This is a genomic window from Clostridioides sp. ZZV14-6387 (assembly GCF_020657835.1).
Taxonomy (GTDB): Bacteria; Bacillota; Clostridia; order Peptostreptococcales; family Peptostreptococcaceae; genus Clostridioides; species Clostridioides difficile_A.
Genome location: NZ_JAGWCW010000008.1, coordinates 107921 through 128608, shown reverse-complemented (window position 1 = coordinate 128608; position 20688 = coordinate 107921). Strand labels below are relative to the sequence as shown.

At 29.5% G+C, this 20688-nt stretch carries 15 protein-coding genes and 1 riboswitch; of the genes, 14 read left to right on the top strand and 1 reads right to left on the bottom strand.

Features of this window, described 5'->3' with window-relative positions:
* The first annotated feature begins 2 nt into the window (after positions 1 to 2).
* The 7 genes from KGF38_RS07300 (at position 3) to KGF38_RS07270 (ending at position 8343) form a co-directional block, all read left to right on the top strand.
* Complete coding sequence (locus KGF38_RS07300) at positions 3 to 1394, top strand: aldehyde dehydrogenase family protein (RefSeq protein WP_054277115.1); 1392 nt, start codon at positions 3 to 5, stop codon at positions 1392 to 1394.
* 93 nt (positions 1395 to 1487) lie between these two features.
* Positions 1488 to 2984, top strand: a complete 1497-nt coding sequence (abfD, locus tag KGF38_RS07295) for a 4-hydroxybutyryl-CoA dehydratase/vinylacetyl-CoA-Delta-isomerase (protein ID WP_054270941.1) — start codon at positions 1488 to 1490, stop codon at positions 2982 to 2984.
* 135 nt (positions 2985 to 3119) lie between these two features.
* Positions 3120 to 3395, top strand: a complete 276-nt coding sequence (locus KGF38_RS07290; RefSeq protein WP_054277114.1) for a hypothetical protein — start codon at positions 3120 to 3122, stop codon at positions 3393 to 3395.
* A 25-nt stretch (positions 3396 to 3420) separates the two neighbouring features.
* On the top strand, positions 3421 to 4728 hold the full coding sequence (locus tag KGF38_RS07285; RefSeq protein WP_054270939.1) for an acetyl-CoA hydrolase/transferase family protein: 1308 nt from the start codon (positions 3421 to 3423) through the stop codon (positions 4726 to 4728).
* A gap of 19 nt (positions 4729 to 4747) precedes the next feature.
* Positions 4748 to 5866, top strand: coding sequence for a 4-hydroxybutyrate dehydrogenase (locus KGF38_RS07280; protein WP_074178550.1), 1119 nt, complete (start codon positions 4748 to 4750; stop codon positions 5864 to 5866).
* Positions 5867 to 6150: 284 nt separating this feature from the next.
* Positions 6151 to 7071, top strand: coding sequence for a 5-bromo-4-chloroindolyl phosphate hydrolysis family protein (locus KGF38_RS07275; RefSeq protein WP_074178387.1), 921 nt, complete (start codon positions 6151 to 6153; stop codon positions 7069 to 7071).
* A 114-nt stretch (positions 7072 to 7185) separates the two neighbouring features.
* The gene (locus KGF38_RS07270; RefSeq protein WP_054270937.1) at positions 7186 to 8343 is read left to right on the top strand and encodes a toxic anion resistance protein; all 1158 of its coding nucleotides are present in this window, start codon (positions 7186 to 7188) and stop codon (positions 8341 to 8343) included.
* Positions 8344 to 8404: 61 nt separating this feature from the next.
* Here the strand turns inward: KGF38_RS07270 and KGF38_RS07265 are convergent, their stop codons facing one another.
* On the bottom strand, positions 8405 to 9904 hold the full coding sequence (locus KGF38_RS07265) for an IMP dehydrogenase (protein WP_074178386.1): 1500 nt from the start codon (positions 9902 to 9904) through the stop codon (positions 8405 to 8407).
* A gap of 594 nt (positions 9905 to 10498) precedes the next feature.
* Between KGF38_RS07265 and KGF38_RS07260 the strand changes: the two genes are divergently transcribed.
* From KGF38_RS07260 to KGF38_RS07230, 7 genes are all read left to right on the top strand, one after another.
* Entirely contained in the window at positions 10499 to 11920 is a 1422-nt protein-coding gene (locus KGF38_RS07260) for a PTS mannitol transporter subunit IICB (RefSeq protein WP_054277112.1), read from the top strand.
* 25 nt (positions 11921 to 11945) lie between these two features.
* Complete coding sequence (locus KGF38_RS07255; RefSeq protein ID WP_227832276.1) at positions 11946 to 14084, top strand: BglG family transcription antiterminator; 2139 nt, start codon at positions 11946 to 11948, stop codon at positions 14082 to 14084.
* Between the two features lie 30 nt (positions 14085 to 14114).
* Positions 14115 to 14537: a PTS sugar transporter subunit IIA gene (locus tag KGF38_RS07250; RefSeq protein WP_021385085.1), complete on the top strand. Its 423-nt coding sequence runs from the start codon at positions 14115 to 14117 to the stop codon at positions 14535 to 14537.
* Positions 14538 to 14555: 18 nt separating this feature from the next.
* Positions 14556 to 15704: a mannitol-1-phosphate 5-dehydrogenase gene (locus KGF38_RS07245; RefSeq protein ID WP_054277110.1), complete on the top strand. Its 1149-nt coding sequence runs from the start codon at positions 14556 to 14558 to the stop codon at positions 15702 to 15704.
* A gap of 105 nt (positions 15705 to 15809) precedes the next feature.
* A riboswitch (purine riboswitch) is annotated at positions 15810 to 15911 on the top strand.
* Between the two features lie 185 nt (positions 15912 to 16096).
* A complete protein-coding gene (locus tag KGF38_RS07240) occupies positions 16097 to 16669 on the top strand; it encodes a xanthine phosphoribosyltransferase (protein ID WP_054270932.1) in 573 nt (190 codons plus the stop codon).
* A 64-nt stretch (positions 16670 to 16733) separates the two neighbouring features.
* Positions 16734 to 17384: a fructose-6-phosphate aldolase gene (fsa, locus tag KGF38_RS07235; protein WP_003423115.1), complete on the top strand. Its 651-nt coding sequence runs from the start codon at positions 16734 to 16736 to the stop codon at positions 17382 to 17384.
* Positions 17385 to 17521: 137 nt separating this feature from the next.
* Positions 17522 to 20446 (top strand): sigma 54-interacting transcriptional regulator, encoded by a 2925-nt coding sequence (locus KGF38_RS07230; protein WP_176702451.1) that lies wholly within the window; start codon positions 17522 to 17524, stop codon positions 20444 to 20446.
* Positions 20447 to 20688: the final 242 nt, after the last annotated feature.

Sequence of the window (20688 nt, the reverse complement as noted above, 5' to 3'; positions counted from 1 at the left end):
AAATGGAAAAAGCAATAGAAAACTTTGAAGATTTAAGTAAAGAATACATTAATGGTTATATTGAGAGAGCTAGAAAAGCTCAAAGAGAGTTTGAATGTTATACTCAAGAGCAAGTAGATAAAATAGTAAAGATAGTTGGGAAAGTAGTGTATTATAATGCTGAATACTTAGCTAAACTTGCTGTAGAAGAAACTGGAATGGGAGTATATGAAGACAAGGTAGCTAAAAATAAAAGTAAAGCAAAGGTTATATATAACAATCTAAAAGATAAAAAATCAGTTGGTATAATTGATATAGATAGAGAAACTGGAATAACAAAGGTAGCTAAACCAATTGGAGTAGTAGCGGCAATAACTCCTTGTACAAATCCAATCGTTACACCTATGAGTAATGCAATGTTTGCCCTTAAAGGAAGAAATGCAATCATTATCACACCACACCATAAAGCAATTGGATGCAGTACTAAAACTGTAGATATGATTAATGAAGAATTAGAAAAAATAGGAGCACCAGCAAATCTAATACAAATACTTGACCAACAATCAAGAGAAAATACAAGAAATTTAATTTCATCAGCAGATGTAGTAATTGCTACTGGTGGAATGGGAATGGTGAAAGCCGCATACTCAAGTGGAAAACCAGCACTTGGAGTAGGTGCAGGAAATGTTCAATGTATTATAGATAGAGATGTAGATATTAAAGAAGCAGTACCTAAAATTATAGCAGGAAGAATATTTGACAATGGTATAATTTGTTCAGGAGAGCAATCAGTGATAGTAGCAGAAGAAATGTTTGATAAAGTAATGGATGAATTTAAAAATAATAAAGGTTTTATAGTTAGAGATAATGCACAGAAAGAAGCTTTTAGAAATGCTATGTTTATAAATAAAGCTATGAATAAAGATGCAGTAGGTCAATCTGTTCATGCAATTGCAAAAATTGCAGGTGTTGAAATTCCAGAAGATACAAAAATAATAGTAATAGAAGCTGATGGTCCAGGAGAAGAGGATATACTTGCAAAAGAAAAGATGTGTCCAGTTATATCTGCATATAAGTATAAAGATTTTGAAGAAGGTGTAGCTATTGCAAAAGCAAATCTAAATGTAGAGGGAAAAGGGCATAGTGTATCTATCCATTCAAATACAGTTAAAAATATAGAATATGCAGGAGAAAATATAGAGGTATCAAGATTCGTTATTAATCAATGTTGTGCTACTAGTGCTGGAGGAAGTTTCTTTAATGGTCTTGCACCTACTAATACTCTAGGTTGTGGCTCTTGGGGAAATAACAGTATTTCTGAAAATCTTGATTATAAGCATTTAATTAATATTTCTAGAATTGCTTATTATATGCCAGAAAATGAAGTTCCTACAGATGAAGAACTTTGGGGATAGGATTTAGAAAAAAATATTAAGAAACAGACATAAGAAGGAAGTATTATAATTAACATAAATAAAAAAATTTATAAAAAAAGGAGTGGTTTTATTATGGCATTAATGACAGGAGCTCAATATATTGAAAGTTTGAGAAAATTAAACACTAAGGTTTATATGTTTGGTGAAGAGGTTAAAAATTGGGTTGACCATCCTATGATTAGACCATCTATAAATTGTGTAGCAGCAACTTATGATTTAGCTCATGACCCAGAATATGCAGACTTAATGACAGTTACTTCAAATATTACAGGCGAAAAAATAAATAGATTTGGGCATCTTCATCAAAGTACTGATGATTTAGTGAAAAAAGTGAAAATGCAAAGACTATGTGGTCAAAAAACAGCTTCTTGTTTCCAAAGATGTGTTGGTATGGACGCATTTAATGCAGTGTATTCAACAACATTTGAATGTGATAAAGCTCATGGAACTAAGTATCATGATAATTTTGTAAAATACTTAACTTATATACAAGAAAACGATTTAGTAGTTGATGGTGCTATGACTGACCCTAAAGGAGATAGAGGATTGTCACCTAGTGCTCAACCTGACCCAGATATGTTTCTTCATATAGTAGAAAGAAGAGAAGATGGTATAGTTGTAAGAGGAGCAAAGGCACACCAAACTGGTTCAATAAATTCACATGAGCATCTTATAATGCCTACTATAAGTATGACAGAAGCAGATAAAGACTATGCTGTATCATTTGCAGTTCCTTCAGATGCTGAGGGTGTGTTCATGATTTATGGAAGACAATCTTGTGATACTAGAAAATTAGAAGAAGGCGCAGATGTTGATTTAGGAAATAAAGAATTTGGTGGTCAGGAAGCTTTAGTAGTATTTGATAATGTATTTGTTCCAAATGATAGAATTTTCTTATGTGGAGAGTGGGATTTCTCTGGTATGTTAGTTGAGAGATTTGCTGGATACCACAGACAAAGTTATGGTGGTTGTAAAGTAGGTGTAGGTGATGTAATAATAGGAGCAGCAGCTTTAGCAGCTGATTATAATGGAGCAAATAAAGCTTCACATATAAAAGATAAGTTAATAGAAATGACTCATCTTAATGAAAGCTTATATTGTTGTGGTATAGCATGTTCATCAGAAGGCCATAAGACAGAAGCTGGAAACTATCAAATAGATTTACTTCTTGCAAATGTATGTAAACAGAATGTAACTAGATTCCCTTATGAAATAGTAAGACTTGCAGAAGATATAGCTGGTGGTCTTATGGTTACTATGCCTTCAGAAAAAGACTTTAAATCAGACCTTAAAGTTGGAACAAGTGGAATGACTATTGGTGAAGTATGTAATAAGTATTTTAAAGCTTCTTCAGTAGCTTCAACAGAAGAAAGAATGAGAATATTAAGATTCTTAGAAAATATATGTCTTGGTTCATCTGCTGTTGGTTATAGAACTGAATCAATGCATGGAGCAGGTTCACCACAAGCCCAAAGAATAATGATTTCAAGACAAGGAAATATAGGTCAGAAAAAAGAGTTAGCTAAGACAATTGCAGGGATAAAAAAAGAGAAAGCTCTAAATTTATAGGAAATTTACAAGTTGATATATAAAAGGGAAAAGTATATCGATTTTAATTAATGAAAAAATATATGGGATAAGAAATAATTATAAAATAGTAGTGGATTGTTAGATAAAGATATTTTTAGAAGGAGAATTTACACGATGACCTGTGGAGTTAGATTTTGTGGGGGCTGTAACCCTAGATACGAAAGAGGGAAGGCTCTTACAATAATCAAAGAGCACTTCGATGGTAGAGTAGATTTTAGTATAGCACAAGAAAATGTGGAATATGATTTGTTACTTATAATTGGAGGATGCGCAACTTTATGCGCATCCTATCAACAATATAAAGTAAAAAATGAGTGTATTAAGATATGGGATTTTAGCCATATAGAAAGAGCTATAAATATAATTGAATCAGCAATTTGTGAAACTTAAAAAAGAGCTAAATGGGGGGATTTCATTGAATTGGCAAGAATTGTATCAAAGTAAATTATGTAGTGCTACAGAGGCCGTAAAGCAGATTAAAAATGGGGATACTGTAGTATTTGCACATTGTGTAGGTGAGCCTCCTGCACTAGTAGAAGCTATGATTGAAAATGCTGAGCAATATAAAGATGTTGAGATTAAACACATGGTAAGCTTAGGTAGTGGTGGATATACTTCTAAGGGGATGGAAGCTCATTTTAGAGTAAATCCAATGTTTGTAAGTGGAAATGTAAGAAAAGCAATTGAGAACGGAGATGGCGACTTTACACCTGCATTCTTCCATGAAGTACCAAAGTTAATTAGGGAAAAAAGATTAAAATGTGATGTTGTGTTAGCACAGGTAACTCCACCAGATGAACATGGATATTGTAGTTTAGGTACATCAGTTGATTATACTTATGAAGCTATTAAAACTGCTAGAACAGTAATTGTTCAAGTGAATGACCAGTTTCCTAGAACTTATGGTGAAGTAGTTCATGTATCAGAGTTTGATTATATAGTGGAAAAATCACAACCTTTATATGAATTACAACCCGCAAAGATTGGAGAAGTAGAAGAAGCAATAGGTAAAAATTGTGCTTCATTAATTGAAGATGGTTCTACTTTACAACTTGGAATTGGTGGAATCCCAGATGCAGTTATGCTATTTTTAACGGATAAAAAAGATTTAGGTATTCATTCAGAAATGATTTCAGACGGAACTTTAGCTCTTTATGAAAAAGGTGTTATAAATGGCAAATATAAAAATTTTGATAAAGAGAAAATGACAGTTACATTCTTAATGGGTACTAAAAAATTATATGACTTTGCACATAATAATCCAGCAGTTGAAGTTAAACCTGTAGACTATGTCAATCATCCAGCAGTTATAATGAAACAGCATAAAATGGTTTCTATAAACTCTGCTATACAAGTTGACCTGATGGGACAAGTGGTTGCAGAAGCAATGGGACTTAGACAATTTAGTGGTGTTGGAGGTCAAGTTGATTTTATACGTGGAGTCTCTATGGGAGAAGATGGAAAAGCAATTATAGCTATGCCTTCAATAACTACAAAAAAGGATGGTACAGTGATTTCAAAAATCGTCTCTATTGTGGATGAAGGTGCACCTATAACAACATCAAGAAATGATGTTGATTACATTGTAACAGAATATGGTATAGCAGAGCTAAAAGGAAAATCTCTTAGAGAAAGAGCAAGAAATTTAATTAATATAGCTCATCCAAGTGTAAGAGAAAGTCTGGCGTTAGAATTTGAAAAAAGATTTAATGAGAAATATTAATAATAGAGGGGTGTTAATAATGGAAGCACTTAGAGTAGTTCCAAAAATATTTTATTTTGATACATTTAAAGAATTCAACGAAGAATTTAAAATAGGAAAAAATGATTTAGTAATTACTAATGAATTTATATATGAGCCATATATGAAGCCTCTTGGAATAGATACAAATCTAATTTTCCAAGAAAAGTTTGGAACAGGTGAACCATCTGATGAAATGATAGATTCTATGACAAAAGAAATGAAAAAGTATAATTTTGATAGAATTATCGCTTTTGGAGGAGGAACAATAGTTGACATATGCAAGATATTAGCACTTGATGTTCCAGAAAAGTCTATTGATTTATTTGAAGGAGACGTAGCACCTAAAAAAATAAAAGAGTTAGTAGTAGTTCCTACAACATGTGGTACAGGTAGTGAAGTAACAAATGTAGCCATTGCAGAATTAAAATCCAAGCATACTAAAAAAGGGCTTGCAGTAGAAGAAACTTATGCAGACTATGCAGTCTTAATTCCAGAGACAGTAAAGGGATTACCTTATAAATTCTTTGTTACAAGTTCAGTAGATGCTCTTATACATGCAATTGAGTCTTATCTTTCTCCAAAAGCAAGTCCATTTACAGAAATGTATTCTTTACAAGCAATAAAAATGATTATGGATGGGTATAAACAAATAGTTGAAAAAGGTGATGAGGAGAGATTTAATCATCTTAAGGATTTTGTTCTTGCATCAAATTATGCAGGAATCGCTTTTGGAAATGCTGGTTGTGCAGCAGTTCATGCTCTATCTTATTCAATTGGAGCAGCTTTCCATGTTGCTCATGGTGAAGCAAATTATCAGTTCTTTACTGAAGTATTTAAGATGTATTCTAGAAAAAATCCTGATGGAAAAATTACGAAATGTACAAAAATTTTAGCAGATGCTCTTGAATGTGACCCTAATTGTGATGTTTATGGAGAATTAGAAAAGTTTTTAAATAAATTAATAACTAAAAAAGCCTTAAGAGAATATGGAATGGTAGAAAGTCAAATAGATGAATTTACAGATAGTACAATAGCTAATCAACAAAGATTACTTGCTAATAACTATGTAGAGCTTAGCAGAGAAGAAATAAGAGAGATATTTGTAAATCTTTATTAATATAAATTTTCATCAATATGTATAGCAAAGATAAACAATGCTAATTATATTTATATAAAAATAAAAATGAGGGAACTTAAATTTAATTAAAGTTAAGTTCTCTTATTTTTATATGGAGTTAAATATAAGTATATTTTTAATTTAAAATATACCTATATTTAAGTCTATTACTTTATTTGAAATAATTTGTAGAAATTCAAATTCCTTGACAGTAATAAGTAAGTAATTGTATAATCAAACTGCAATATATTAATAATATTAATGAAAATGAAAGGATATAAACTATGTATAAATCAGAAAATTTTTCCAAAAAATCTGTGTTGATAAATTCATTTTTAAGTAAATTTTTAAAAATAGTTGGATGGGGTTTAGTAGGTTTATTTACATTATCTGCCTTAGTACTTTCAACTATTTCTATTATAATTGGATGGGCTGTAATACTTCCTATTCAAGTATGTGCAGTGTTTTTAATTATAGGTGGTGTTTGTATTTTTAAAGGAAAGAGATTAGGAGACCAAATTTCTCGTTATAAAAAATATTGTACAATCATAAGTAATAGGAATATTATTCCAGTAGAACTTATTGCAGAAAGTACATCTAAGTCATTAAATTTTATAATAAAAGATGTACAAAAGATGATAGACAAAAACTACTTTATAAATACTTATATTGATAAAAGAAGTAATCAAATTGTGTTGACAAATGAAGATTTTACTCCGCCAAAATATGAAGATGTAGCATATGAAGTTAAAGAAGAAGAAAAAACTGATGAAGTTAATGAAGTTGATAAAATTATAAATACTGGAATGAATTATTTAACACAAATAAAAGAAGCTAATAAAAATATTAAATCGGAATCAATGTGCAATAAAATTGTACAAGTAGAAGATGTTACAAGTAAAATATTTGATGTTGTAAAACATGACCCATCAAAACTTACTCAAATACAAAAATTTATGGACTATTATCTTCCAACTACTTTGAAGTTATTGAATTCATATCATACATTGGAAGAACAAGGTATAGATAGAGAAAATATAACAACAACTATGGAAAGTATTGAAAATACAATGAGTACAATTGTAATAGCTTTTGAAAATCAATTAGATTATCTATTTGAAGATGAAGCAATCGATATATCTACAGATATTACTGTTTTAGAAAACATGTTAGTTCAAGAAGGATTAACAAGTGGTAAATTTTAACTTCAATATAAAAAATATTCTGTTATTTTTGAACAATTAAGTAGTTATAGAGTATGGAATATGCAGTATATAAGTTAATAAGTACTTTATAAAGGAAGAGGAGAGAAAGATATAATGAATAATTTAGATGATATACCAGTTATGCCAACTTTAACACTTGACCCATTTGCAGAGGAATCAAATACAAGTGATATAAATAATTCTGACCTATTAATGAAAAAGGATGAAAAAGACCCAGAAGAAGAAAAGCTATCTGAATCTGAACGTAAGATGGTGAAGGAATTTGCAGAAAAAATAGATATTACAAATACAAATATGATTTTACAATATGGAGCTGGTGCTCAAAAAAAGGTAGCAGGGTTTTCTGAAACAGCTCTAAAGAGTGTTAAGACTAGAGATTTAGGGGAAGTTGGAGATATGCTTACAAATCTAGTTACTGATTTAAAAGCATTTTCAGCAGACGAAAAAGAACAAGGTGGTTTTTTAGGAATCTTTAAAAAGGCAAATAATAAAATCTCAAATCTAAAAACTAAGTATGATAGTGCAGAGGTAAATGTAGACAAAGTAAGTAAAGAACTTCAAAAACATCAGGTTAAAATCTTAAAAGATATAGCTATGCTTGATAAGATGTATGAGCTGAACTTAGCTTACTCAAAAGAACTTACTATGTATATTATAGCAGGAAAACAAAAGCTAAAAGATATGAAAGAATATGAAATGCCAAAATTAAGAGAAAAGGCTAGTTTATCTGGTTCAACAGAAGATGCTCAATCTGTGAATGATATGGTTTCGCTTTGTGACAGATTTGAAAAGAAGATTCACGACTTAGAATTAACTAGAATGGTATCTCTTCAAATGGCTCCACAGATAAGACTAGTTCAAAATAGTAATAATTTAATGGCAGAGAAGATTCAATCAACTATAGTAAATACAATTCCATTATGGAAAAATCAAATAGTACTTGCCCTTGGGATTTCTCACTTAAATCAAGCCATGAAAGCTCAACGTGAAGTTAGCAATATGACAAATGAGCTTTTATTAAAAAATGCAGAAACTCTAAAGATGGGTACAATAGAAACAGCAAAAGAATCAGAAAGAGGAATTGTAGATATAGATACAATTAAGAAAACTAATCAATCTTTAATATCAACTATTGATGAAGTAGTTAAGATACAACATGATGGTAGAATAAAGAGACAAGAAGCAGAAGTTGAACTATCAAAAATAGAAAATGAACTTAAAAGTAAGCTTCTTGAATTTACAGTTAAATAAAAGCTTATATTAAAATAAAAAAGTGTAGCTGATTTTATAATCAACTACACTTTTGTTTATATTATAAATTTCTATTATCTTTTAACATAACATCATGAGCTCCACCTTCAACTATACTAGTAGAAGATACAAGTGTAAGTTTAGCATTCTTTTGAAGCTCAGGTATGCTAAGAGCTCCACAGTTACACATAGTAGAACGAACTTTACTTAAAGAAAGAGTTACATTGTCCTTTAAAGAACCAGCATAAGGTACATAAGAGTCAACACCTTCTTCAAAAGAAAGTTTCTTATCTCCACCAAGGTCATATCTTTGCCAGTTTCTAGCACGTGCAGAACCTTCTCCCCAGTATTCTTTCATGTAACTACCATTTATGTTAACTTTGTTAGTTGGACTCTCATCAAAACGAGAGAAGTATCTACCAAGCATTATGAAATCTGCACCCATAGCTAAAGCTAAAGTTATATGATGGTCATAAACGATACCACCATCAGAGCAAATTGGAATATAAATACCTGTTTTTTCAAAGTACTCATCTCTAGCTTGTGCAACTTCAATTATAGAAGTGGCTTGTCCACGTCCTATACCTTTTTGCTCACGAGTAATACATATAGAACCACCACCAATACCAACTTTAACAAAGTCAGCACCAGCTTCAGCTAAGTAAAGGAATCCTTCACGGTCAACTACATTTCCAGCTCCAACCTTAACTGTATCACCATATTTTTCACGAATAAAATCAAGAGTTATTTTCTGCCATTCAGAAAAACCTTCTGAAGAATCTATACATAAAACATCAGCACCAGCTTCAACTAAAGTAGGAACACGTTCAGCAAAGTCTCTAGTATTGATACCAGCCCCAACTACATATCTTTTAGAAGAATCTAAAAGTTCAAGTGGGTTTTCTTTATGAGAAGAGTAATCTTTACGGAATACCATATAAACAAGATTACCATTGTCATCAAGTACAGGAAGAGAATTAAGTTTGTGGTCCCATATAATGTTGTTTGCTTCTTTTAAAGTAACATCTTTGTTAGCATAAACAATGGATGACATAGGAGTCATAAATTCACTAACTTTAGTATCTAAATCCATACGACTTATACGATAATCACGACTTGCGACAATACCTAATAATTTACCAGTTGAAGTTCCGTCTTCAGTAACAGCAACTGTAGAATGTCCAGTTTTTTCTTTTAATTCAAGTATGTCTTTTAGTGTATTCTCAGGTTTAATATTTGAATCACTTACAACAAAACCAGCTTTGTGAGACTTAACACGTGCTACCATAGCAGCTTCACTTTCAATACTTTGAGAACCGTATATAAATGAAATACCACCTTCTTTAGCAAGTGCAATAGCCATCTTGTCATCAGAAACAGATTGCATAATAGCAGAAGTCAAAGGGATATTCATATAAATATCTGCTTCCTCGCCTTTTTTAAATTTAGTAACAGGTGTTTTTAAACTTACATTAGCAGGTATACAATCAGTAGAAGAGAAACCTGGAACAAGAAGGTATTCACTGAAAGTATGTGATGGTGTATCAAAATAAAACGCCATTTTTTAATCACTCCTTATATTTTTATACTTTTTATAATTGATAGTATTAATTATAACTTATTCTTTAATTTTATTAAAGTATTTTGTCAAATATTGAGATTTTTGAAAAATTTAAACTATTTTAATTGAATTTGTTTAATATATATTGCTTTATAGGGTAAAATTGTATATTAAATAATGTTTAATGTTGTATAGTAGCTAATTAGAAATTAATATCTAATTAGCTATACATTGTACTTATACACCTTATGTTGAGAATATTTATATAGAGCGTACAAATTTCAAAAGCACAGGTCAAATAAGTCTATATTAGTATATCCAAAAGTACCTCTAATAAAATTATTTAATTGAATTATTATTGGTTTTTATATTAAATTTAAATATTTTATAAAAATAGTATTATTTGCAACACTAGATACTCTAAAATACTACATAAATAAAGTTAAACAAAAACTAAAATGACAAATGTCATTATCTTAAGTGACATAGAAACGATTTCTTAAAGTTGTTACTAGAAAATATAAACTCTATAATAAAAGTATAACAAAAGGGAATCATATCGATATAGAATATAATTCAAATGGAGGTAAAATTATGAGCAGTTCTAATCAATCGACAATAAAGACATCTATACAGAGAATAGGAAAATTTTTAAGTGGTATGGTAATGCCAAATATAGGAGCTTTTATAGCATGGGGTCTTATAACAGCATTATTTATACCAACAGGATGGATGCCTAATGAAAAGTTAAGTACTCTAGGTGACCCAATGATAAAATACCTTTTACCATTATTGATAGCTTATACTGGTGGTAAGGCAATCGCTGGACAAAGAGGCGGAGTAATAGGTGCAGCAGCAGCGATGGGTGTAATCGTTGGAGCTGATATACCAATGTTTATCGGAGCTATGATAATGGGACCATTTGCAGGATGGATAATCAAGAAATTCGATAAATTTGTAGATGGTAAAATCCCAACAGGATTTGAAATGTTAGTAAATAACTTTTCAATAGGTATAATAGGTATGCTTCTTGCAATATTAGGATTCTATGCAATAGGGCCAGCAATAGTAGCAGGTACAGCTCTTATAGAATCTGGAGTTCAATTTATAGTTAGCAAAAGTTTATTACCTTTAGTTTCAGCATTTATAGAGCCTGGAAAAGTATTATTCTTAAACAATGCAATAAATCATGGTATATTAGGACCTATAGGTATAGCTGAAGCAAAAGAAGCAGGTAAATCTATAATGTTCTTATTAGAAAGTAATCCTGGGCCAGGTCTAGGAGTTCTATTAGCATACTGGATGTTTAGTAGAGGAAGTGTAAAACAGTCAGCGCCAGGAGCTGTAATAATACATTTCTTTGGTGGTATACATGAAATCTACTTCCCATATATATTAATGAATCCAGTTCTAATATTAGCTACAATGGCAGGTGGAGCAGCAGGAATATTAACTTTCTCAATATTAGGAGCTGGGCTTGTAGCAGCACCATCACCAGGAAGTATATTTGCACTTATGGCACTAGCACCAAAGGGAGGATTACTTCCAGTATTAGCAGGGGTTGCAGTGGCAACAGCTGTATCATTCTTAGTAGCAGCACCATTTGTTAAGAAAGCTTCAGCAAATCAAAGTGAAGAAGAGGGTACTTTAGAAGAAGCTAAAGCAAAAATGAGTGACATGAAATCAGCAAGTAAAAATTCTGATAAAAACATTGATGAAAAACAACTTGAAGTGAATGAAATTAAGAAGATTGTATTTGCATGTGATGCAGGAATGGGTTCTAGTGCAATGGGAGCTTCTAGATTTAAAAATAGAATAAAAAACTTAGATTTAAGTATAGAAATTACAAACTCATCTGTTGATAACCTTCCAGATGATACACAGATAGTAGTAACTCATAATACACTGGTTGAAAGAGTAGCTAAGAATAATTCAAGTGTTGAGATAGTTTCAATAAACAACTTTTTAAATGACCCAAATTTAGATGAATTATTTAAAAGATTAGAGTCTAAATAAAAATAAAAAGTACCACTGATTAGGAGTGGATAATTTGAAAAAAAAGAAGATTACATCTAGACAAAAAAAGATAATACTAATGATAGTAGAAAATTCAAAAAAAAATATTCCAATAACTATCTCTGAGATTGCAGGTGAGTTAGATTTAAGTTCAAGAACTGTGCTTAGAGATATGTCTGGAATTGAAAAATGGTTTGATGAAAATGATTTTAATTTTGTAAAAAAGCCAGGTGTTGGGTTAATCTTAGAAGAAAATATAGAAAATCAAAACTTTATAATTGAGTTATTAGAAGAAGAGAAAATAGAAAAAGAATATAGTAAGGAAGAAAGAAATTTAATTATATTATCAAAGCTACTGATTTCTAACGAGCCAGTAAAATCTTATTATTTTGCCAAAATATTAAAAGTATCAGAAGGGGTACTGAATAATGATTTTGCCTCAGCAAGCAAATGGCTGGAAAGATTTGATGTTGAGCTTGTTAGAAAACCAGGGCTTGGTGTGTACTTAAAAGGTCAAGAAAAAAGCTTTAGAGAAGCTTATGTAAATCTTATATATGATTCATTCAATGAAAAAGAAATATTAGATATGGTCAGAAATATAAGTGAGAACATACAAACGGATAAAGCAATAGAAATTTTAAGTGAAAATAGACTTTTAAACTTAATGGACAGGTGCATAATAAGAAAAGTTGAAAGTACATTAACAAAGAAGCTTTCAGATTTAGATGTAAATTTAGCTGATAGTGCATATATAGGTCTTGTAGTTCATATCTCATTGGCTTTACAGAGAATAAAAAATGGTGAAAACATAACTATGGACCAAGAGTTTCTAAAAGAATTATCTATGACAGAAGAATTTAGATTAGCTCAAGAAATTGTAAAGGGTATGGAAATAGACTTTAATATGGACATACCATTAGATGAGGTTGGATATATAACTATGCATATCAGAGGTGCAAAGCAAAGGTCATCCTCAAATCATAAAGCTTTAAACTTAGATGATATAGAAGTAATGGATATTACAAACAAGATGATAGATTTAGCTGAAGATGAATTTAAAATAAGTCTTAAAAATGATGAAAGATTGTTTAAAGACTTGGCTAATCACTTAGGTCCTTCTATAAATAGATTAAATATGGGCTTAGAAATAAGAAATCCTCTTTTAGAAGAAATAAAAACTAAGTATTCATATGCCTATAATGGTGTTGAAAAAATTTCTAAAATTATAAAAGACAAGTTAAATGTAAATTCAATACCTGAATCTGAAATAGGATATATTGCAATGCATTTTGCATCAGCCATAGAAAAAAACCTAATGATGTATACCAATATAAATATTGTTGTAGCATGTCCAACTGGAATAGGTACTTCAAGGTTCTTATCAACTAAGATTGAAAATAAGTTTCCTAACTTAAACATACTTGAAACCATCTCAGCTATAAACATAGATGAAGAGTATTTAAGGGAAAAAGATGTAGACTTAATTGTGTCCACAGTTGAGTTAAATACAAACTTAGATTATATATGTGTAGGTCCATTTATGAGTTTAGAGGATGAACAGATAATCAAGGAAAAAATAAAATCTATAGCTCAAAATAAACTAATTAATTTAAATGTAAAAACCGATACTAAAAATAAGAATAAAGTTTATGAGCAGATAACAGAAAGTATGAATATAGGAAAAGATATTCTTCAATTTTTAGAGGAAGTTCAATTTGAAAAATTTAAAAGTAAAGATTTAAGTGAGCTTATTGTAGATTCATCAAAGATATTTGCAAAGTCTAGTGAAGATATAATATCTATAAAAGAAGCATTAGAAGAAAGATTAAAAATCTCAATTCCATATATAGAAGAATCAAAAATTTTATTGTTGCATTGTATGAGTGAAAGAATAGATATTATGAAGTTAGCAATAATAAAGTTAGAAAACAAAATCATGCTAGATTCAAATGAAGAAATAGATAATGTAGTCTTTATGTTGCTTCCTAAAAATTCACCTAGCTATCAAAGACAAATAATGAGTGAAATAAGTGGTTCACTAATCGACAATATAGTTTTTACTAATAAAATAAATAAATTTTCTATAGAAGAAATGATATTAGAAGTAAAAGATATAGTTTTTAATTTTTATACAAACAGATTAAAAACATTTATAGATAAATAAAATTAATATTAAAAAAGGAAGGTTGATATTATGAGTAAAGTATTAAATGAGAATAATATATTTTTAGGATTAGATAGTGTTTCAAAGGAAGAAGCGATAACTTTAGCAGGAAGAAAATTAGTTGAAAATGGATATGTAAAAGAAGAATATATACCAGCTATGTTAGAAAGAGAAAAAGTAATGACTACATATATGGGAATGGGTGTTGCTATTCCACATGGTGTAAATGAAGCTAAAAAAGAAATTTTATCTTCAGGAATAGTTATATTACAATTTCCTAATGGCATAGATTTTGATGGAGAAAAAGCTTACTTATTAATAGGAATAGCTGGTGTTGGAGATGAACATTTAGAGATATTATCTAATATAGCAATCGTTTTGGATGATGATTTAACAGAAAGACTAAAAAATTCAAATGACAAACAAGCTTTTATGGAAGCTTTTGCCAACTAATCTTAGGAGGAACTTAAAATGAAAAAGGCAATTCAGTTTGGAGCAGGAAACATTGGAAGAGGATTTATTGGAGGTTTATTAGTTAAATCAGGTTATCATGTAGTATTTGCTGATGTAAATGAAGAAATATTAAATTCGATAAATAAAGATAAAAAATATACTATACACATAAGAGATGTGGAATGTATAGATGAAGTAATTGATAATATAAGTGCAGTTTCATCTATAAAAGAAGAAATAATAGATGAAATTGTAGAAGCTGAAATAATAACTACAGCAGTCGGACCTTTAGTTTTAACTAAAATAGCTTCTACAATTGCAAAAGGTATAAAAACTAGAAAAGAAAAAGGCTTAACAAGTAAATTAAATATAATAGCTTGTGAAAATGCAATATATGCAAGTTCTTCACTAAAAGAGGAAGTTCTTAAGTATTTAAATAAGGAAGAAGTAGACTATTTAGAAATGTATGTTGGTTTTCCAAATTGTTCAGTTGATAGAATAGTTCCTCCAGGCAAAAATGAAAATCCTCTTGATGTAACAGTTGAGAATTTCTATGAATGGAATGTTGAAAAACAAGGATTTAAAGGAGATATACCAAATATAGTTGGAATGAATTTAGCTGAGAATCTTATGGCTTATATAGAACGTAAGTTGTTTACACTAAATACAGGACATGCTATAACAGCTTATATAGGATATTTAAAAGGATATAAGACTATAGAAGAAAGTATAAAAGATGAATACATTTGTAATATAGTTAAAAACGCTATGGTAGAAAGTGGAGAAGGTTTAATTAAAAAATATAACTTTGATTCCAAAGCACACTATAAGTATATTGAAAAGATTCTAAATAGATTCAAAAATCCATATCTTAATGATGATGTAGTTAGAGTTGGAAGAGAGCCACTTAGAAAATTAAGTGACAAAGATAGATTGATTAAACCTTTAATGACAGCAAAGTCATATGGATTATCAGTTGACAATCTGATTCTTGGAATAGGTGCAGCACTTCATTATAATAATAGTGAAGATGCTCAAAGTGTTGAATTACAAGAATTGATAAAGTCTGATGGAGTAAAAAAAGCCATTGCTAAAATAGCTAATATAAATGATGATGAACTTTTAGATAATATTGAAAAAAGCTATGTATCTATGGAAAATTTGTAAATTTGCTTGAAAAAATTGAATTCTTATAAATTATTTATAGGATATTATTCTACACAGTTTGAATTATTTGTTGAATAATAGAGAATTATAATATATAATTAAAAAGAATAAATTAATATATTTACCTGTATATTTTTGATAATATGGTTCAAATGTTTCTACTAAGCTACCATTAATAGCTTGACTACAGGAGTGAAGAAGATATAGTTTATACTTATTTTAAATTATATATTAAGTTAATTACTTTGAATTTTAAGCTCCTGTCTATGATATAGACAGGAGCTTTTTTAGTATTTTAATATAAGATACTGATAATACATAGCAAAATTAAAGCAAATATAATTTTTTGTTAATATAATTTTTAATTTTAGAAAGGGTTAGGTGGGAGTCCAATGAAGGCTTTACAAGAGAAGATATTGAGAGAAGGCAGTGTTTCAGGAAATGATATACTAAAGGTTGATAGCTTTTTAAATCATCAAATTGATGTAGCTTTTTTAAATGAAATAGGAAGAGAGTTCAAAGAGAGATTTAAAGGAGAAAAGGTAGATAAAATATTTACAATAGAGGCTTCAGGAATAGCTATAGCATCAATTGTTTCACAGTATTTTGACAATGCACCTGTAGTATTTGCAAAAAAATCAGAATCTAAAAACTTGGATAAAGATGTATATGAAACTAATGTATATTCATTTACTAAGGCAAAGGAATACTCAGTTAAAGTTTCTAAAAAGTATATAAATAAAGGTGAGAAGATACTAATAGTAGATGATTTCCTTGCAAATGGAAGAGCTGCTCTTGGACTTAAAGATTTAATTGAGCAGGCAGAGGCAAGCCTAGTTGGAGTAGGAATAGTTATTGAAAAAGGCTTCCAAGCTGGGGGGGCGCTTTTAAAGGCTAATAATGTAAGACTGGAGTCTTTGGCAGTAGTTGAATCTATAGATAATGGAACTGTAAAATTTAGGTAATTTATGATATTATATACTTGTGTTTAGCACGTATTTTAATTATGTAATTATGGAGGATTTTTTAATGAGATTTTTTATAGACACAGCCAATATTGAAGAGATAAAAGAAGCAAATGATTTAGGTGTGATATGTGGAGTGACTACTAATCCATCACTAATAGCTAAAGAAGGTAGAGATTTTATAGAGGTAGTTAAAGAAATAAGCGAGATAGTAGATGGACCAATAAGTGCAGAAGTAATAAGTTTAGAGCATAAAGGAATGATAGAAGAAGCAGAAAAGTTATCTAAGATACATAAAAATATAGTTATAAAAATACCTATGACAGCAGAAGGTTTAAAAGCAGTAAAAGTACTATCAAGCAAAGGTATAAAGACTAATGTTACACTTATTTTTTCTGCTGGACAAGCTCTTTTAGCTGCTAGAGCTGGTGCTACATATGTAAGTCCTTTTGTTGGAAGATTAGATGATATATCACAAAATGGTCTTGATTTAATTGAAGAAATCGTTGATATATTTAGTGTAAATAGTATTGAGGCTCAAATAATAGTTGCTAGTGTTAGAAATCCAATACATGTTTTACAAGCTGCGAGAATGGGAGCAGATATAGCAACAGTTCCTCTTAAAGTTATAAACCAAATGATTAAGCATCCTTTGACAGACAAAGGAATAGATAGCTTTATGAAGGATTGGGAAGGTGCGTCTTTAAAATTATAATTACAAAGTGTGATTATGAGTATATTAAAGAGGTTATTATGGAAATTCTAAGTAATAAGGCTAGGCTATTTTGCCTAGTCTTATTTTGGTGTATAATATATTGAAATAGATTAATTTTTTAAGTGAGGAGGCGAAAGATGGATAAAATATTAAGAGAAATAGAAAGAGAAGACAAAAAAAATCCATATACTGACCAAGAACTTGCTGAAATGTTAGATGTAGCTAGGTCTGAAGTTATAGCAGTAAGAAAAAAAAATAATATTTTAGATTCAAGAGAAAGAAGAAAAAAAATCTTAATAAAAGATATATCAAAAATTGTAAGTGAAAACCCTCAGATGTCTGAAAGAAAAATAACCGAGATATTAATAGATAATGGATATAACATATCAAGAAGTGCAGTGTCAAAATTATTAAAAGAAGAAAATTTAAATCAGTCAAAGGGTGGTATTAAAGATAAAGACTTAGCATCATCAGGAAAGTATGTAAAGGTAAGTAAAGTTGTAGAAGAAGATGGATTTGAAGACTTGATAGGTATAAAGGGAAGCCTAAAAGAAAAGGTAAACTTAGCTAAGTCAGCAATAATGTATCCTCCTAATGGTCTTCACACTATAATATATGGAGAAACAGGTGTAGGAAAAAGTGAACTAGCCACATGTATGTATAAATATGCTGTGAAAAATAATATCAAAGAAGAAAATAGCCCATTTATAGTATTTAACTGTGCAGATTATGCAGAAAATCCTAATTTACTGATAGCTCAACTTTTTGGAGTAGTAAAAGGTGCATATACAGGTGCAGATGCAAATAGAGAAGGTCTTGTAGAAAAGGCTGATAATGGAATTTTATTTTTAGATGAAATTCATAGATTGCCTGCTGCTGGGCAAGAGATACTATTTTCATTAATAGATAGAGGTGAATTTAGAAGATTAGGAGAAAGTAGTTCTACTAGAAAGGCAAATGTTCTCATAATAAGTGCTACAACAGAAAATCCAAATTCTAATTTACTTCAGACTTTTAGAAGACGTATACCAATGGTAATAAATTTACCTAATATGAGTGAAAGACCAAAATCTGAAAGATATGAGATAATAATAAAGTTTTTTGAAAGAGAAGCAAAAAGAGTAAACAAGAATTTTATAATAACTAAAGAAGTTATGTGCGCACTAATGAATTATAAGTGTACTGGAAATATAGGTCAGTTAAAGAGTGATATACAAGTAACCTGTGCTAGGGCTTTTAGTAAGTCAATATTTTCTAGTGATAAGGTAATTATAGATTTAGATAGTTTAAGGGATTATATAAAAAGTGGGTATTATGATTGTAATTGTGAAAATGAAAAGTATTCTGAGTTCTCAGTTGAAGATATATATATAGATATTAGTGAATTGGTTAGTGGAAAAAATAGAATTTTATCAGATAATGAAATAAGTGAGATATACAATTATGCAGAAAAAGAACTTAAGGTTCTGGAGAGTAAATGTTTTTCTGAAGAAGAATTAAAAAATGCATTTATAGAAAAGTTGGATAAAAAGTTTAATGCTATTAAAAATAATAAAAACTTGTCTGACAGAAGAAGCAGAATAGACTGGGGTGGACAATTAAAAGAGTCTACACTTGAGATAATGGATAAGGTAATAATATTTATTAAAGAGCAGTTTAAACATGTAAATCAGGGACTATATTTAGCTCTAGCAATTCATATCGAACATGCTATAGGAAGGATAAAAGATGGAAAAACTATAATAAATCCAAGTCTAGATAAAATAAAAGCATCAATGCCAATGGAATATGAGTTATCTAGATATATAATGGGTATAGTAGAAGACTTAACACAAGTAACATTTCCAGAAGATGAACTTGGATATTTAGCTTATTATATAAATAAATTTTGTTATAATGATGAAAGTATAAAAGATAAAGTAAAAGTAGTAATAGTTACACATGGTAAAGTTGGTATTGAAATGTCTAATGTCGTAAATCATATTCTTGGTATAGAGTGTACATTAGGTATAGAAATAGCACTTACAGATTCACCATCAGAAGGGATAGAACATGTATTAGTAGAACTTCAAAAGATAGAAGCTAGGAAAGGGATTCTAGTTCTAATTGATATGGGTTCTTTAGTAATTCTTGGTGATGAGGTTGAAAAAAGACTTGGAATTAGATGTAAAACTGTAAATAGAGTAGATACATTATTGGCAATGGAGGCAGGAAAACTTGCAACTATTGAAGGGAAAAGTTTAGATGGTATAATAGCAGATTTAAAGAAAAATAAAAATTATGCCATGATAAATACAAATAAGTTTAGTTATAGAAAAAATGAATATGGAAAGAAGAATGTAATTATTACATTGTGTTTGAGTGGTGTGGGTACCGCTTTAAACTTAAAGGAGCATATAGAAAAACAAATTAAGGAATATGATACTTCAATTGAAGTGAAGCCAATTGCTTTTTTAAATAATAATTTAGAAGAAGAGTTAAATGATATTGAAGCTGAATACAATATTATTGCTATCTGTGGAACTATTGATATAGATTACAAAAATGTACCTTTTATTTCTTATAATGAAGTACTTGGTAAAAATGGTATTAATAAAGTCTTAGAACACTTAAATAATAAACCGCCAGCTTTAAATAGTGACAATCAATTGAATAACTTAATACATGAAGATTTGATTTTATACAATTTTGAAGGAATTTCAAAGGAGTATATAATTGATACACTTGTTTCAAAGCTTGAAGAAGGTGGCTATGTAGACTCAAAGTATATCTTAAGTGTATATAAAAGAGAGGCTATGGGAAGTGTTGTGATGGGTTCAAAAGTAGCTGTACCACATGGACTTCCAGAAAACGTTATAAAACCTGCAATAGCCATAGCACGGTTAAATAAACCTATTGTATGGGATAATAAATTTATGGTAGATTTAGTAGTATTATTAGCCCTTAAAGAAAATAACAAAAAAGAGATACGAAGCTTGTTTTCAAAAATTAATGACCAGCATACTTTAGAAGTTCTATTAAATACTGAAGATAAAAATGAGATAAAAAAGATATTAAGTTAGCTCTTAATATAAAAATACAAAATAAAAATAATTAATTTTAGTAGGAGTTTGAAAAGAGATTATTCTATTTAATTAATTGTTCAACCTTAAAGTTAATACTATAAAATCAATTTATTTGATTTTATAGTATTAACCTTTTTTTATTTATGGATAACTTCTTATAAAATAATGTTTATTAATAGTGTTGTTATTTTATTTTTATAGTATTGTTATTATCTATTAAAAAATAAATATATTAATAA

What these genes read in the sequence shown, in the direction of transcription:
- KGF38_RS07300 (WP_054277115.1), top strand. Translation starts at nt 3, where the DNA reads ATGGAAAAAGCAATAGAAAACTTTGAAGATTTAAGTAAAGAATACATT.
- KGF38_RS07250 (WP_021385085.1), top strand. Translation starts at nt 14,115, where the DNA reads ATGAGTAAAGTATTAAATGAGAATAATATATTTTTAGGATTAGATAGT.
- fsa (WP_003423115.1), top strand. Translation starts at nt 16,734, where the DNA reads ATGAGATTTTTTATAGACACAGCCAATATTGAAGAGATAAAAGAAGCA.
- KGF38_RS07270 (WP_054270937.1), top strand. Translation starts at nt 7,186, where the DNA reads ATGAATAATTTAGATGATATACCAGTTATGCCAACTTTAACACTTGAC.
- KGF38_RS07240 (WP_054270932.1), top strand. Translation starts at nt 16,097, where the DNA reads ATGAAGGCTTTACAAGAGAAGATATTGAGAGAAGGCAGTGTTTCAGGA.
- KGF38_RS07230 (WP_176702451.1), top strand. Translation starts at nt 17,522, where the DNA reads ATGGATAAAATATTAAGAGAAATAGAAAGAGAAGACAAAAAAAATCCA.
- KGF38_RS07265 (WP_074178386.1), bottom strand. Translation starts at nt 9,904, where the DNA reads ATGGCGTTTTATTTTGATACACCATCACATACTTTCAGTGAATACCTT.
- KGF38_RS07280 (WP_074178550.1), top strand. Translation starts at nt 4,748, where the DNA reads ATGGAAGCACTTAGAGTAGTTCCAAAAATATTTTATTTTGATACATTT.
- KGF38_RS07260 (WP_054277112.1), top strand. Translation starts at nt 10,499, where the DNA reads ATGAGCAGTTCTAATCAATCGACAATAAAGACATCTATACAGAGAATA.
- KGF38_RS07245 (WP_054277110.1), top strand. Translation starts at nt 14,556, where the DNA reads ATGAAAAAGGCAATTCAGTTTGGAGCAGGAAACATTGGAAGAGGATTT.
- KGF38_RS07290 (WP_054277114.1), top strand. Translation starts at nt 3,120, where the DNA reads ATGACCTGTGGAGTTAGATTTTGTGGGGGCTGTAACCCTAGATACGAA.
- abfD (WP_054270941.1), top strand. Translation starts at nt 1,488, where the DNA reads ATGGCATTAATGACAGGAGCTCAATATATTGAAAGTTTGAGAAAATTA.
- KGF38_RS07275 (WP_074178387.1), top strand. Translation starts at nt 6,151, where the DNA reads ATGTATAAATCAGAAAATTTTTCCAAAAAATCTGTGTTGATAAATTCA.